The 13,842-nt window shown below is 69.1% G+C and carries 12 protein-coding genes; 4 read left to right on the forward strand and 8 right to left on the reverse strand.

From position 1 onward, the window contains the following. Positions 1-69 precede the first annotated feature (69 nt). Together HS104_05955 and HS104_05960 are read right to left on the reverse strand one after the other, a co-directional pair. Positions 70-1,296, reverse strand: coding sequence for a hypothetical protein (locus HS104_05955; GenBank protein ID MBE7479515.1), 1,227 nt, complete (start codon positions 1,294-1,296; stop codon positions 70-72). Between the two features lie 156 nt (positions 1,297-1,452). Beyond that, complete coding sequence (locus tag HS104_05960) at positions 1,453-3,018, reverse strand: hypothetical protein (GenBank protein ID MBE7479516.1); 1,566 nt, start codon at positions 3,016-3,018, stop codon at positions 1,453-1,455. Positions 3,019-3,189: 171 nt separating this feature from the next. Between HS104_05960 and HS104_05965 the strand changes: the two genes are divergently transcribed. Both HS104_05965 and HS104_05970 read left to right on the forward strand, forming a co-directional pair. Then, on the forward strand, positions 3,190-3,903 hold the full coding sequence (locus HS104_05965; GenBank protein ID MBE7479517.1) for a redoxin domain-containing protein: 714 nt from the start codon (positions 3,190-3,192) through the stop codon (positions 3,901-3,903). Continuing rightward, a complete protein-coding gene (locus HS104_05970) occupies positions 3,903-4,445 on the forward strand; it encodes a TlpA family protein disulfide reductase (protein MBE7479518.1) in 543 nt (180 codons plus the stop codon). The genes HS104_05965 and HS104_05970 overlap by 1 nt, the downstream gene beginning before the upstream one ends. Before the next feature lie 455 nt (positions 4,446-4,900). Here the strand turns inward: HS104_05970 and HS104_05975 are convergent, their stop codons facing one another. Genes HS104_05975 through HS104_05990 form a run of 4 tightly spaced genes read right to left on the reverse strand, consistent with a single transcriptional unit; the run spans position 4,901 to position 9,853 of the window. Further along, positions 4,901-6,235, reverse strand: a complete 1,335-nt coding sequence (locus HS104_05975; protein ID MBE7479519.1) for an MATE family efflux transporter — start codon at positions 6,233-6,235, stop codon at positions 4,901-4,903. Further along, positions 6,232-6,591, reverse strand: a complete 360-nt coding sequence (locus HS104_05980; protein MBE7479520.1) for a GFA family protein — start codon at positions 6,589-6,591, stop codon at positions 6,232-6,234. The genes HS104_05975 and HS104_05980 overlap by 4 nt, the downstream gene beginning before the upstream one ends. 12 nt (positions 6,592-6,603) lie before the next feature. Then, entirely contained in the window at positions 6,604-8,340 is a 1,737-nt protein-coding gene (locus HS104_05985; GenBank protein MBE7479521.1) for a hypothetical protein, read from the reverse strand. A 19-nt stretch (positions 8,341-8,359) separates the two neighbouring features. Beyond that, the gene (locus HS104_05990; protein ID MBE7479522.1) at positions 8,360-9,853 is read right to left on the reverse strand and encodes a protein kinase; all 1,494 of its coding nucleotides are present in this window, start codon (positions 9,851-9,853) and stop codon (positions 8,360-8,362) included. A 1,259-nt stretch (positions 9,854-11,112) separates the two neighbouring features. Here HS104_05990 and HS104_05995 point away from each other — a divergent pair. Together HS104_05995 and HS104_06000 are read left to right on the forward strand one after the other, a co-directional pair. Beyond that, the gene (locus tag HS104_05995) at positions 11,113-11,478 is read left to right on the forward strand and encodes a DUF559 domain-containing protein (GenBank protein ID MBE7479523.1); all 366 of its coding nucleotides are present in this window, start codon (positions 11,113-11,115) and stop codon (positions 11,476-11,478) included. 452 nt (positions 11,479-11,930) lie between these two features. Next, complete coding sequence (locus tag HS104_06000; GenBank protein MBE7479524.1) at positions 11,931-12,296, forward strand: DUF559 domain-containing protein; 366 nt, start codon at positions 11,931-11,933, stop codon at positions 12,294-12,296. A gap of 124 nt (positions 12,297-12,420) precedes the next feature. Here HS104_06000 and HS104_06005 read toward each other — a convergent pair whose 3' ends face one another. Next, the gene (locus tag HS104_06005) at positions 12,421-12,951 is read right to left on the reverse strand and encodes a hypothetical protein (GenBank protein ID MBE7479525.1); all 531 of its coding nucleotides are present in this window, start codon (positions 12,949-12,951) and stop codon (positions 12,421-12,423) included. Continuing rightward, complete coding sequence (locus tag HS104_06010) at positions 12,948-13,817, reverse strand: alpha/beta hydrolase (protein ID MBE7479526.1); 870 nt, start codon at positions 13,815-13,817, stop codon at positions 12,948-12,950. Before HS104_06010 ends, HS104_06005 begins: the two co-directional genes overlap by 4 nt. Positions 13,818-13,842: the final 25 nt, after the last annotated feature.

A 13,842-nucleotide genomic window follows, 5' to 3' on the forward strand; every position in this document is an offset into this window, starting at 1 on the left:
ACCCACAAAAGCCCAGCGCGCGCTCCCGAGACGGGAACGCGCGCTGGTGGCGCCTGACGCGCTCGGCGCTTACTTGGTGCTCACCTCGGTAACGATGCTGCCCGACACGCTGACCGAGTCACCCACGTCCTTCACGGCCTCGCCCGCGGCGGTGACCAGCGGCAGGATGCAGGCCGCCTTGATGTCCGCGACCGCCTCGACGTTGCCCGAGAGCTGTCCGGCGATCTTGGCCATGCCCTCGAGGCGGGCCTTGAAGGCGTAGACGACGCCCAGGTTCGCCTTCAGCGTGGCCTGGAGCTTGCCGGCCGCCTGCACGTCGGCCGCGCCGGAGAACGCCACGGTCACCTGCGGCGGGCGGCACTCGGCCTTGGCCTTGACGCTGGCGTCGCAGTTGGCGTCGCACTTGGCGTCCACTTGGCAGCCGCCCTTGAGCTCGCCACCCGAGCACTTGACGGGCTCGTAGTCGGCGTCGCAGCTGCCGTCGCACTTCACGCTGGCCGACGCGCTGGCCTTGCAGGCCGCCGTGCAGCTGCCCTTGCAGGAGCCGGTGCAGGTGGCGCTCGGCGCGGTGGCCGAGCAGGTGCCCTTGCAGCTGCCCTTGCAGGTGCCGTCGGCCTGCGGACCCGTGCCGCCGGCGGACGCTTCGCAGGTGCCATCACACTTGCCCGTACACTCCACGCCGCCCTCGGCCGTGCACTCGCCCTTGCACTCGCCGGTGCACTCGCCTTCACAGGCGACCTCTGCGCCGGCGCTCGCCGTGCAGCTGCCCTTGCAGGCGATTTCGAGCTTGCCGCCCTCGCACGTGGGCGGGTTCGCCTTGATGTCGCACTTGCCGTCCACCGAGCACTTGGCCTGGCAGTTGGCCTTGGCGCTGATGCTCGCCTCGCACACCGGCGGGGTCACGTTCACGGTGAGCGTGCCCGACGCCTTGCCCTTGAACGTGCCGATGGCGCTGACCGCGGCGCTGCACCACGCCTTCATCTTGCCGCGCTTGTCTTCGGTCGCCTCCGCCGCGTCCTGCGTCGCCTTGTCGACGTCCAGATCCTGGGCGATGGACCGGCAGGCGGCGGTGAGATCGCTGACCGCCGCCGAGGCGATGCCGGCGAAGTCCGCGATGGCCTGCGCGGCGACCTGGCCCTGGGCCCCGCCGCCGATGTCGGCCGAAATCGTCCCGCCCACCTGGAACTCGTCGCAGCAGACGGCGCCCTGCGCCTCTTCTAGCTTCTCGCAGCCACTCACCGAGAGCACGCCAGCGCCGAGCAGCAGCGCGGCGGCGAATACGTTGGATTTCTTCATGATCAAGCTCTCCCTATTGGTTCATCCCATGGCCATACGAAGCTGGCGCAGGCCGGACCCACCGCGTTGGACGGGGGCCGTGAGCGGCGCATGCAAATGTCGCCCCGCGGGGACTTCGCTACGACGAATCCCGCGGCGACACAACCGTGCGGCGTGTCACTCGGGCCAGCAGCCGGGTCGGGTGTAGGGCCACTTGGCGCCGCTGAGCGTGTCCGCACCATAGCACTTCTTGGCCAAGAGGCTGGTGGAGGGAACGGCCGAGCCGCCGTAGCAACTCATGTTGATGTTACCCGGGGTCTTCGGGCAGCCGCCGTCCAAGCACACTGCGTTCTGAGAGGTGGGGAAGCCGGCGCAGTCGCAGCTCGGTCCCAGGTCCACGCAGAAGCTCTCGCCGGTGTAGTCGGAGCGCGAGCAGAAGCCGGTGGGGCAGTCCGCGTCGTCGCGGCAGGGCTCGCAGCCCTTGCCGGTGCCGCTGCACGCGCCGAACTTGTGCGCGCAGGTCGGCTTGCCGAGGGCCGTGTCGTGCACGGCGCAGTCGGCGGCGCTGCCCCAGGAGCAAGCGTTCGACTGGTTCGGATCGCAGAGCTCCGTGCAGTACTTGTGGCCCTTGCCGTCGCTGGCGCAGAGCTGGTTGGGCTTGGCGCGGCAGTCGTCGTCGGTCTCGCAGTCGTTGCAGAAGGCGCGCTTCAGGCAGATGTTGCGGAGCAGGCTGATGCCGCCGCACGAGTACTCCTTGCCGGCGCCGATCTCGGCGGCGGTGACGCAGCCGCTGCCGGACGCGCCGGTGATGCCGCAGGCGTCGGCGCAGGGCTTCTTGCTGGTGCGGACGGTGGCGCAGGCGTAGCCGGCGGCGCAGTCGCTGTCTGCCAGGCAGCCCGCTTTGGTGCAGTAGGCCTCGATGTCACCGGGGCCGGCGCCCACGCACACGAACTTGTTGGCCTCGTCGCACTCCTTCGCCGTGGTGCCGCCCGGGCACTTGGTGCCGAACTGGCCGGTGGGGTAGGTCGTGCCCTTGACGCAGGCGAGCACGTCCTTGCCCTCCGCGTCCTTCGCCGCCTTGCACTCGCCCACCGTCGCGCAGTCCGCGTGGGTCGAGCAGCCGACGTAGCTGCACTCGCCGTTCACGCAGGCGAGGCTCTGGTCGCCGTCGCACTCGGCGGACTTGGTGCACTTCTCAGCGAGGCCGAGCGCCTTGGTTCCCTTCTCGCAGTAGCTCTTGGTCGGGTCGCCGCCCGGGTCCTTGACGCAGGAGCCGGGAACGTCGGCGCAGTCGGCGTTGAGCTTGCAACCGGTGAGCTTGCAAGTGCCTCCCAGGCACTTGTAGCCGCGGAGCTCGTCGCAGTCGGTGTCGACGGTACACGTCGTGTCGTACTGGCCGAGCACCGTGCCGCCCTTGGTGAACGGAGCCCAGATGCAGTATTGGCCCGGCGTGCCGTCGTCGGCGTTCACCGCGTAGCAGTGCTTGCCGGCGGGGCAGTCCTTGACCGGATCGGCGCAGGTCTGGCCGCAGGCGTTGAGCACGCACTTCATGCCGGTGGTGCAGCCGGTGTCGACGCACTTCTTTTGGCACTCGCCGGACGCGCTGACGACGCCTTCGCAGCCCTTGGCCTCCTCGTCGCCGCTGCACGCCGGCAGCGCGAGCCCGACCACCGCCACCACCCCGAGGACCGCGCCCAGGGCTCGACCCAGCTCGCCAAACGACCACTCTTTGGACCTGACCATGCTGAACCTTCCGTGCGCTCTCTCCGGCCCGCCCGGCCGGAACCCCAAGGATGACCGAGGGCTCGCCCTTACCGCGGCCCGGCGGGCGGGGGAAGCCTGCCGCGTCGCTTGACGGGATCACCGCTCCCGCTATGCTCCACGCGGGTTTAGCACAGTCCCGGGAGGCTACCCATGAAGACGGCCCTGTTCGCGAGCGTCGGTGTCCTAGCTCTACTTTCTACGGCATGCGGCTCCGACGCCGCCGATCCGCCCGCGCAGAAGGAGTTCGACAAAGGCACGGTGGTCAACACCGGCAGCGGCGGGGGCGGCAACGTGACCGAGCCGCCCTTCGACAGCTTCGTCTATCCCGAGGCTCCCTTCGGCACTCAGGTCGACTCGGTGATCGAGCCGCTGGCGTTGCTCGGCTGGAAGGCTCCGGCCGACGCTGCCTACGACACCGGCGCATTCGAGCCGGTCAGCATCGCTGAGTACTACAACCCCGACGGCACGAAGCCGTGGAAGCTGCTCTGGATCAACTCCTCGGCGGTCTGGTGTGGGCCTTGCCAAGCGGAGTACCAGCAGATGCGCGACGAGGACACCTACGAGCAGGAGATCAAGCCCAAGGGGGTGCAGGTCTTCGGCACGCTGATGGAGAACGGCGCCAACCCGCCCGGCCCCGCGACGCCGGCGAACCTGGCGTCCTGGGGCAAGACGTACGAGGTCGCGTTCCCGATGGGCGTCGATCCCGCCTTCAAGATCGGCGTGTACTTCGAGCAGGGCACCGTCCCCGGCGGTCTCTTGGTGGACACCAAGACGATGACGATCGTGAAGAAGCTCTCGGGCGGCGCCGTCACCGGGCCGAACGGCGTGCTGGCGGAAATCGACGACGCTCTGTCCAACCTGTGATGACGACGAAGCTCGCGGCGCGCGGCGCCCTGCTCGCTCTGTTGGCGTGCCTCGCGCCTGGCTGCGGCGGCGGCTCGCCCCCGGGTGCGTCCAGCGCCGAGACCGGCGGGGCGAGGCCGCCGGATTTCGAGCTCTCGACCCTGGACGGCAAGACCGTGCGGCTCTCGGACCACCTGGGCAAGGACGTGGTCCTGATCGACTTTTGGGCCACCTTCTGCGACCCCTGCCTGGCTTCCATGCCGCACCTGGACGAGCTCTACAAGAAGCACAAGGACAAGGGCTTCGTCGTGCTCGGCGTGTCCATCGACGGCCCGGACTCCATCGCGCAGGTGAAGAGCACCGTGCAGAAGCTCGGCGTGTCGTTCCCGATCTTGCTCGATCAGGAGACCAGCGTGGTGGCGCTCTACAACCCGAAGACCAGCGCTCCGTACAGCGTGTTGATCGGCCGCGACGGCAGCGTGCTGACGAAGAAAGAGGGCTACACCACCGGCGATTCGACGGCGGTGGATCGCGACGTCGAAGCGGCGCTGGCGAAGAAGTAGCCGAGCAAGCTGACCATCGCGCCCGCGGCTTCCGACCCAAGCGGGTGAGCCGCAGAAGAAATGCGCCACGGACGCCACGGGCGCCACGGTTCTTGTCTTGTGGTCCTGTTGGACCCTCCGACCTGGAAGTCCCGGATCAGGTCGGATGACGTGCTGGGATCAGCGCGCGGGGGAAGAGGAGCATCGCAGCGGACGAGGCGCGCTCCGGTTTGACACCAAATTCTCTTCTTCTTCTTTCGTGGCGTTCCTGGCGTTCGTGGCGTTCGTGGCGCATTTCCTGCCCCAACTCGCCGCCGCTGCGCGGCGTCGGTCTTCCCCAAATTCGCGCTTCGCGCGAATGGGGAAGACGGGTCGTCCCGAGCTCGGTGCGTCTTCGCTCGTCGCTACGTGCGGTGTTCCGTAGCTGGCACGTCATCGCACGCTGCTGCGAGCGCGCTAGATCGCGATCGGCGGGGCTAGCTCGGCCTGGCCAGCCGCGAGACGCGCAGGAAGCGCATGCCGAGCAGCAGCGCGGCGACGCTGAGCCCGGCGATCATGCCCATCCACATCCCCTTGGGCCCGAGCCCCGCGCCGAGCGCGAGCCAGGCGCCGAGCGGGATGCCGATGCCCCAGTAAGCGACGGCCGCGAGCAGCATCGGCACGCGCGTGTCCTTCAGACCGCGGAGCGAGCCGTTGGACAGGACCTGCGCCCCGTCGGGGAACTGGAACGCCGCTGCGTACAGGATCAAGCTCGCCGCCAGCGCGCCCACGGCCGCGTCGTCGGAGTAGAGCGTGACCAGCTGCTCCCGGCCGGCGAAGAGCACCAGGGCGGTCACGGACTGCGTCGCGAGCATGAGCAGGAAGCCGGCGAAGGCGGCGCGGCGCACGCCCGGGCGGTCCTCCGCGCCGACCGCGTGCCCGACGCGGACCGTGGTGGCCTCCGCGAGCCCCAGCGGGACCATGAAGCAGAGGCTCGCGACGTTGATGGCGATCTGGTGCGCGGCCGCCGGGACCTCGCCCAGGCGGCCGATGAGCAGCGCCGCCACGATGAACAAGCTGCCTTCCATCAGCACCGTGAAGCCGATGGGCAGGCCCACCGTGAGCAAGGCGCGGATCTCGGCCAGGCGCGGCGGGTCGAAGCGGGCGAACAGGCCGAGGTCGGCGAAGCGACGCGCCCGTACCAGGTACAGGCCCAGCATCAGCGCCTGCCACCACATCACCGCCGCCGAGGCGAAGCCCAGCCCGCGAGCGCCGAGCTCCGGCAGGCCGAGCGCGCCGAAGGTGAGCGCGTAGCCGAGCGGCACCAGGATCAAGAGCCCCGCGAACGACAGCAGCATCGAGGGAAAGGTGAAGTGCAGGCCGTCCGTCAGGTAACGCATGCACAGGAACAGCGTGAACGCGGGCAGCCCCCAGCGGATGCCGTGCAAGAAGCCCGTGGCCCCCGGCGCGATCTCCGGCGAGATGCCCCAGAGGCCGAGCGCCCGCGGCGCGAAGGTCAGGAACAGGAAGAGCAGCGGGCCGAGCCCGAGCGCGAGCCAGAGCGCCTGGCGGAAGAGCGGGCCGATCTCCGCGCGCCTTCCCGCGCCGCGCAGCTGCGACACGGCCGGGGGCACGCTCATCAGCGTGCCCAGCACCACCGTGAGCGGCAGCCACAAGATTGCGGTGCCGATGGTGACCGAGGCCAGCGTGCGCGTCCCGTGGTGGCCGGCGATCACGTTGTCCACGAAGCTGACCAGGCCCGTGGACAAGTGGCCGAGCACCAGCGGACCGGCCAGCGTCCCGGTGGTCCGAAGCTCGTCTTTGAGGGTCACATACTCCGGCCGTCGAACTCGCTCAGCTGGAGCTTCGACAGATCCACGTCGTCGAGGCAGCGCACGTTGACGGCCACCATCTTCGAACCGTCAGGACCTTCGCCGTTCGCGAAGGACTCGATGCCGCAGCTCGAGCAGAACAGGTGATGGATGACGTGTTTGTTGAACTGGTAGTCGGTGAGGGCTTCTTGTCCGCTCTCGAGCACGAAGGCCGCGGCCGGCACGAACGAGAGCAAGTAGCCCTTCTTGCTGCAGATGGAGCAGTTGCAGCTGATGGCCTTGTCCAGCGCCATGTTGACCCGGTAGCGGACCTTGCCGCAGTGGCAGCCACCCTTGTGTTCCTTTGCTTCCGTCATCAGTTGGGCTCCTCAGCTCTTTTCGTCGATGAACCCGTAGTAGCGGCCCATCCAATACGCAACCAGGTAGTCGGCGGGCGAGCGCACGTAGCGCGGGTCGGCCGTGCAGGGCTTGGTGGAGTAGGGCGAGCCCCACCACACGAAGCGGGCCACGCAACGCTCGGCGATCGGGCGCGGGTAGTCGGTCATGGGCTCGTCGAAGCGGTCCTTGCACACCTCCACGCAGCTCGAGGCAGGGCAGGTGAAGTCGAAGGGCAGCTTGTGCGCCGGGAACTGCCGCAGCATGCAGATGCCGTTCTCCACGGCTTGCTTGGCCGGCGGGTCGTTCGGCCCGATGGGCTTGCTGACCGCGTAGATGAAGTCGAAGAAGCTGTTGTTCTGCTCCGAGAGCGGGCGCGGGTAGTCCGGCGGGTTCCACATCTCGCCTTCGAGCACCAGCTGGGCCTTCTGGCGCACCACCGGATCCCGCTCCCCCCACAGGAGGCCGTGGAGCGAGAGCATGTACATCGAGTAGTTGTTCCAGTTCGCCTTGCAGCCCAGGTTCAGCCCGACGGGCGAGAGCACGTCGTCGTAGGGCTTGGTGGTCGCTCCCAGGTGGTGGATGCAGGCGTTCTCGCCGCTGCGCTGCAAGAGGCAGTCCTCGTAGAAGCTCTGGTACTTCTGGATGCCCGTCGCGAGCGCGATGGTCTTCATGAACGACAGGCTCATGGCGGCGTTGTAGCCGCCGAAGAAGGTGCCCGCCCAGATCTTGCCGTGCTCGGTCACGCGTCCGTCCCAGTCCACGAAGGTCAGCTCGTTTTCGATCATGTGATCGCCGACCTTCGTGAGCAGGCTCTTGACCGTGGTCTGCACGTCCGGGTCGTCCACCAGCTTGGCGATGGCGCCGAGGGCGAACATGTGGCCCGCGTATTCGTCCTCGCTCACGTTGTCGAGGAAGCACCAGCCGGCGTATTTGCCGAGCCCGCACACGCTGGACTTCTTCCAGGCCAAGGTCGTCGGGTCGGTGTTCTCGAGGCAGCCGTCGGCGGCCACCTTGACCCAATGGTTGCTCGTCTTCTTCTCGTCCGGCGCGTACTGGGCCGGATCGGTGGGGCAAGCGATGCCCGGCACTCCCGGTGGGATCATCTGGCGCGTGAAGATGCCCGGCACGCCGGTGATCTCCATGCGCTTCACCTCCGAGTCGAGCAGGAGCTTCAACATTTCGAGGGCCGCGGGGTCCTGGGTCACCGCCCAGCGGTAAGCCTGGGCGCCCATGTAGAGCGCGCTCCAGAGGCCATCGTTCTCGCCCGTGTCCCAGCTCTCCACGTCGTCGTAGGTCGCCGTCGTCTCGGGCACGCCCGGCTTGGTACAGTCGCTGCCGGCGCAGGGCAGGGTCACGTCAGCCATCCAGCCGAGCGCCGGGTGAACGTGCAGGCGCTTCGAGACGTCCTCGAAATACTCGGCCTTCTCCCGCAATGACTCGGCGGTCGCCTTCGGCTCGCCCGCGCACTGGTCGAACTTCGGGCTGCCCCAGCGCCAGGGCTCGACGCACCGATCGACGTCGCAGACCTTGCCCTGCTCGCGCATGCACTCGGTGACCTGCCACTTGCCGGCGTTGCAGATCCGCAGCGAGAGCGCGTCCTCCGAGCACTCCACGCTCTCGCCTTCGCACTCCGGCGTGGTGGAGGGCTCCGCGGCGTCGTCGCTCCCGCACGACGCGACCGCCACGATGGCGAGGCACACCCCGAGGACTCGAGCGAGCCGGCTCATGCTGGCGAGGTTAGCTCAATCACGAGCCCTTGATCGCCCCGAGCAGCTTCTTGGCCTCGGCCTCGTTCTGCGGCACCAGCACCTCCAGGATGGCGGCGCTCTCCCGCTCGACCGCTACGCCGAGCTTCTGCCGCAACAGGGGCTCCGTCTTCTTCGCCTCTTCGAGGTCGTCGAAGCGGTACAGGGTGACCGTGCCCTTGTCGGTGCCGCGCTGGATGGACATCTGCGAGCTGGTGAACGTGCCCTCGATGTTCTTGATCGGCTCGCCGACGACGTGCCAGCCCGCCGGCTTGATGCGCAGGCCGATGGTGGTGGCTCCGATGCCGTCGAAGCCCTTGCCGCTCCGCGCCCCGAGCTCGGTGGGCTCCCCGGCAGCGGGGGGCTCGCTGCCGGCGCCGGGGCCGGCGCCCGCGCGAGGGGTGGATGACGGCTGCACGAGGAAGAACGCGACCGCCGCCACCACGACGCCGGCTGCGCCCAAGGCGACGATGCCCGCGACCACCGCGATGGCGATGCCGGCGCCGGAACGCGTCGCCGGCGCCTGGGTGATCACCTGCACCGCGCCACCCGTGTGCGGCGGCGTGGAGGGCCCCGGCGCGTACGGCGACACCGGGGTCGGCGGCGCGAGGGAGCCGTGTCCTGGGAACGTGGCTGCGAGCGCTTGGGGGCCGGCACCGCTCTGCGCGCGCTCGAGGTCCATCAGCATCTCGGCCGCGGAGCCGTAGCGGAGCGCCGGCGACTTCTGCGTCGCGCGCTGGATGACGCCGCCCAACGGGCCGCCGAGCACCTCCGGCGGAAGCGCCAGAGGCTCCGCCGACGAGTGGGCGAGGAAGACGTCCATCAGGTTCCGCCCCTGCACCACCACGCGTCCGGCCAGGAGCTCCGCCATGGTCAACCCGAGCGCGTAGAGGTCGGTGCCCGGCCCAATGGCCTCGTTCCTCACCTGCTCTGGGGACATGTAGCTCGGCGTCCCGACCGGAGTGGCCCCGGCGGTCATCGTCGCGCCCGACTCCTGGAGCGTCTTGGCCACGCCGAAGTCGAGCACCTTCACGAAATCCGGCTCGCCGGGGAAATCCGTGAGCACGATGTTCGCCGGCTTGATGTCGCGGTGCACGATCCCGGCGGCGTGGGCCTCCATCAGCGCCTTCAGGATCTGGCGCGCCACGTGCGCCACGCGCGACGGCGGCATCGGCCCCTCGCGGGCGATCACCGTGTCCAGAGGCCGCCCTTCCAGGTGCTCCCAGGCGATGAAAGGCAGGCCATGGTCGGTGGTGCCGAAGTCGTAGACGCGGACCGTGTTCGGGCTCTTGAGCTGCTGCGCCAGCTCCGCCTCGCGCCGAAAGCGCGCCAGCGCGCCGTCGGTGACCACCAGGCCCGGGTGCAGCACCTTGAGCGCGACCGCACGGTTCAAGTTCAACTGGGTCGCACGGTACACCGCGCCGAAGCCGCCGCCGCCGATCGCGGCGTCCACGCGGTAACGTCCCCCGACGACTTCACCGACTCGCAGGCTCACGTTGTCCCTCGACCCGAGGGAGTGACACGGATGGCCTGCGAGTGCCAGCCTCCCGAGCTGGAAGTCCTGATAAGGACCATCGGTCGGGCAGCAGAAGAAATGCGGCACGGCGCCAACGGACGCCACGGCGCCACGGTTCTCGTTTTGTGGACCGGAGCAGGAGCTTCCGACCTGGGAGCCCTGAGCAGGTCGGATGACGTGCTGGGATCAGCGTTCGGGGGAACAGGAGCATCGCCCGGACGACGCGCATACAGGTTTGACACCAAAGTTCGTCTTCTTCGTCTTCTTTCGTGGCGTCACGGCGTCGTGGCGTTCGTGGCGCATTTCCTGCCCCAACTCGCCGCCGCTGCGCGGCGTCGGTCTTCCCCAAATTCGCGCTTCGCGCGAATGGGGAAGACGGGTCGTCCCGAGCTCGGTGCGTCTTAGCTCGTCGCTACGTGCGGTGTTCCGTAGCTGGCACGTCGTCGCACGCTGCTGCGAGCGGCCTGGTGTCCTCGGCCCGGCGCGGTGGTCGGGCTCCGCTCAACCGGCGCACGCTCTGCGCCACGCCGCTCGATCACTCGAAGCAACGGGCCGAATGTGTCGACGAATACGAAGCTGATGTGAGTTCCGGAAAATCTGGCCGCATCCGTTCCGGAAAATCTGGCACCCCCTTGAAGGGAGCCAGAGATGGAGCCAAGCGTAGCTGACGCGATGAAACGGCAGCGGCAACCGGAGGAGATGTTGCCGCTCCTCAAGAGACACGAGGTTCAGGTTCTCCGCCGTGCGGGGTTGAGCGCTGCGGACGTCGCGAAGCGGACGGGAGTGTCGCTCCGTCAGGTTCGCCGGCTCGACAAGGAGACGCCGCCGTCTGATGCGGACGATGCGCGCGAGCGGAAGGCGCGCCGGATCGGGCGGCCCTCGAAGGCCGAGCCGTTCCGCGCGTTCGCGCGACCCCGACCTCGCCAGGGCGATCGTCGACCGCATCCTCGAACGCGGCCGCATCGTTGTCCTCGACGGCCCCTCGGGTCGCACGCGCCACCTGCCGCACGACGAGCTCGACCCAGACGAGCACGCCGTGGCGTCACGCGGCCTTCAGGCGGCCCCCGCCGACGTGCAAGGAAGCGCCGTCCCAGTACTGCCCACCGGTGCCAGAGTTTCCGGAAAACCAGGGGCAGATTTTCCGGAACCTACAGCTGAGAGCGCCACAGGCGGCGTGTCACAGATCGTGCGCCCTGGGTCGCGAAGCCCGCCCACCACGCCGGGCCTCGGAGGAACCCATGTCCGCTCGCCCCATCACTCAGCTTCGTCGCCAGCAAGTCCTCTCGCAGCGTGCCGCCGAGATGCGTGCGGCGCCCACCCGGTCGGAGGCCGCCCTCTGGCAGGCGCTGCGGGCCAAGAAGCTCGGCGTCGAGGTCCGCCGTCAGGTGGTGCTCGGGAACTACATCGCGGACTTCGTCGTGCCCTCGGCGAGGCTCGTCATCGAGGTGGACGGGGGCTACCACTGCAGGCGAGTCGCCGCCGACGCGCGGCGGGAACGGGCGCTCCGGCGCCTCGGCTACCGCGTGCTCCGGCTCGACGCACAGCTCGTGCTGGGCGCCCTGCCCGAAGCGCTCCTGCAGGTGCGGCAAGCGCTCGTCGGCTGAGGCCTGCGCCTCTGCCTCTGAGACAAAGATTGCTTCTTCTTCTTCTTCTTCTTCTTCTTCGTGGCGTTCGTGGCGTCGTGGCGTTCGTGGCGCATTTCCTGCCCCAACTCGCCGCCGCTGCGCGGCGTCGGTCTTCCCCAAATTCGCGCTTCGCGCGAATGGGGAAGACGGGTCGTCCCGAGCTCGGTGCGTCTTCGCTCGTCGCTACGTGCGGTGTTCCGTAGCTGGCACGTCGTCGCACGCTGCTGAGAGCGGCCTGGTGTCCTCGGCCCGGCGCGGTGGTCGGGCTCCGCTCAACCGGCGCACGCTCTGCGCCACGCCGCTCGATCACTCGAAGCAACGGGCCGAATGTGTCGACGAATACGAAGCTGAGAGCGCCACAGGCGGCGTGTCACAGATCGTGCGCCCTGGGTCGCGAAGCCCGCCCACCACGCCGGGCCTCGGAGGAACCCATGTCCGCTCGCCCCATCACTCAGCTTCGTCGCCAGCAAGTCCTCTCGCAGCGTGCCGCCGAGATGCGTGCGGCGCCCACCCGGTCGGAGGCCGCCCTCTGGCAGGCGCTGCGGGCCAAGAAGCTCGGCGTCGAGGTCCGCCGTCAGGTGGTGCTCGGGAACTACATCGCGGACTTCGTCGTGCCCTCGGCGAGGCTCGTCATCGAGGTGGACGGGGGCTACCACTGCAGGCGAGTCGCCGCCGACGCGCGGCGGGAACGGGCGCTCCGGCGCCTCGGCTACCGCGTGCTCCGGCTCGACGCACAGCTCGTGCTGGGCGCCCTGCCCGAAGCGCTCCTGCAGGTGCGGCAAGCGCTCGTCGGCTGAGGCCTGCGCCTCTGCCTCTGAGACAAAGATTGCTTCTTCTTCTTCTTCTTCTTCTTCGTGGCGTCGTGGCGTTCGTGGCGCAGCTTCTCTCCCGTGGATTCACGGCAAGAGAGAGCGCTTCTCCCTAGAACAGCCAGCCCACGGTCAGGTTGAACCCCATGGTGCCGCGGGTGACCGGCGCGAGGAGCCCGCGCTCGTCGAATTCGTGGATCACCGAGAGCCCCACCGAGGGCGTGACCTCCTGAAGGCCGAAGACCACGAAGCGGTAGCCGAAGCGTGCGGTCTCCTCGACCTGCCAGTAGGCGCCCAGGGAGCGGTTCTGGCGCCGGCTCTCGAGGGACGTGCGGGCGGCCACGCTGCCGAGCGCGAGGTAGGGACCGGTCATGCCGCGCTTCTCCTTCAGCCACCAGCGGCCCTCGGCCTTGAGCACCCAGGTCTGGGAGGCGAAGTCGTCACGCGCCCCGAAGCGCGCGCCCACGCCGCCCACGAGGCTGAGCTCCGGCAGCACCAGGCGCTCGTATTGGATCAGCATGCCGCGCGAGAGCAGCGCGAACGGCTCCCAGGAGATCGCGTTGCGCTTGGGCTCTGCAGCTCGCGCACGGGCGCACCACGAGAGGGACAACAGCGCGAGCGCCAGCGCCAGCCCGACCCTCAAGGCTCACCCATGCTGCGCACGAGGAAGTCGGCGAGCGCGAGCCACGCCTCCGGGGTGGTGAGCGAGATGGAGATCTGCATGTCGCCGGGATCGGCGCCGGGGTTCAGCAGGTGTCCGCCGCCGGCGAGCGTCAGCACCTCGGCGGAGTTGCCCTGGGCGCGGAGCGCCTCGCCCATGTCGCGGGTGCCGTCGATGCCGACGAACCAGTCGGCCCCACCGGTGATCAGCAAGAACGGCGGCAGCCCCGGGCGCACGTGGGTGATGGGGGAGGCCTGACGGTAGCGCTCGGGCACCTGGCTCTCGCTGCCACCGAGCAACTCTTCGACGATGTCGTGGCTCTTGCCCTGAAGGTCGTACACGCCCGCGCCCGGGATCACCGCCGCCGGCGCCATGGGCACACCCGAAGCGCAGTCCGGCGCGAGCTCGGGGTCGTCCCAGGCGACGCCCAGGAGCGCGCTCAGGTGTCCCCCGGCGGAGTAGCCGGAGACGGCGATGCGCTCCGGGTCGAGGCCCCACTCTGCGGCGTTGTCCTGCAAGAAGGAGAGCGCGCAGGCGACGTCTTGGAAGTTCCGCGGGAACTCGCCGCCCGGGAGCAGGCGATAGTTGACGCTGGCCACGGCCCAGCCGGAGCGCGCCAGGCGCTGGGCCATGGGGCGCATCGCGCTCTTGTCGCCGTATTTCCAGGCGCCGCCGTGGATGAGCATCACCGTGGGCAGCGCGTCGCCGCTCTCCGGCAGGTAGAGGTCCAGCGTGGCGCGCCCGAAGCGCGCGTCGTACCGGACGTCTTCGATCTCGCGGGGCGCGGCGCAGCCGAACGCGAGCAGCGTGAACGACAAGGCACGCACGAGCCGGGAACGCGGGGTCACGCTCGGGGCGCAATTCGCGGCTTTT

The organism is Polyangiaceae bacterium, assembly GCA_015075635.1.
In the GTDB taxonomy this organism is placed as follows: Bacteria; Myxococcota_A; Polyangia; order Polyangiales; family Polyangiaceae; genus JADJKB01.

Excerpts from the sequence above, each read along its gene's own strand:
- HS104_05965 (MBE7479517.1), top strand. The coding sequence starts at position 3,190 with ATGAAGACGGCCCTGTTCGCGAGCGTCGGTGTCCTAGCTCTACTTTCT.
- HS104_05980 (MBE7479520.1), bottom strand. The coding sequence starts at position 6,591 with ATGACGGAAGCAAAGGAACACAAGGGTGGCTGCCACTGCGGCAAGGTC.
- HS104_05970 (MBE7479518.1), top strand. The coding sequence starts at position 3,903 with ATGACGACGAAGCTCGCGGCGCGCGGCGCCCTGCTCGCTCTGTTGGCG.
- HS104_05955 (MBE7479515.1), bottom strand. The coding sequence starts at position 1,296 with ATGAAGAAATCCAACGTATTCGCCGCCGCGCTGCTGCTCGGCGCTGGC.
- HS104_05985 (MBE7479521.1), bottom strand. The coding sequence starts at position 8,340 with ATGAGCCGGCTCGCTCGAGTCCTCGGGGTGTGCCTCGCCATCGTGGCG.
- HS104_05995 (MBE7479523.1), top strand. The coding sequence starts at position 11,113 with ATGTCCGCTCGCCCCATCACTCAGCTTCGTCGCCAGCAAGTCCTCTCG.
- HS104_06000 (MBE7479524.1), top strand. The coding sequence starts at position 11,931 with ATGTCCGCTCGCCCCATCACTCAGCTTCGTCGCCAGCAAGTCCTCTCG.
- HS104_05960 (MBE7479516.1), bottom strand. The coding sequence starts at position 3,018 with ATGGTCAGGTCCAAAGAGTGGTCGTTTGGCGAGCTGGGTCGAGCCCTG.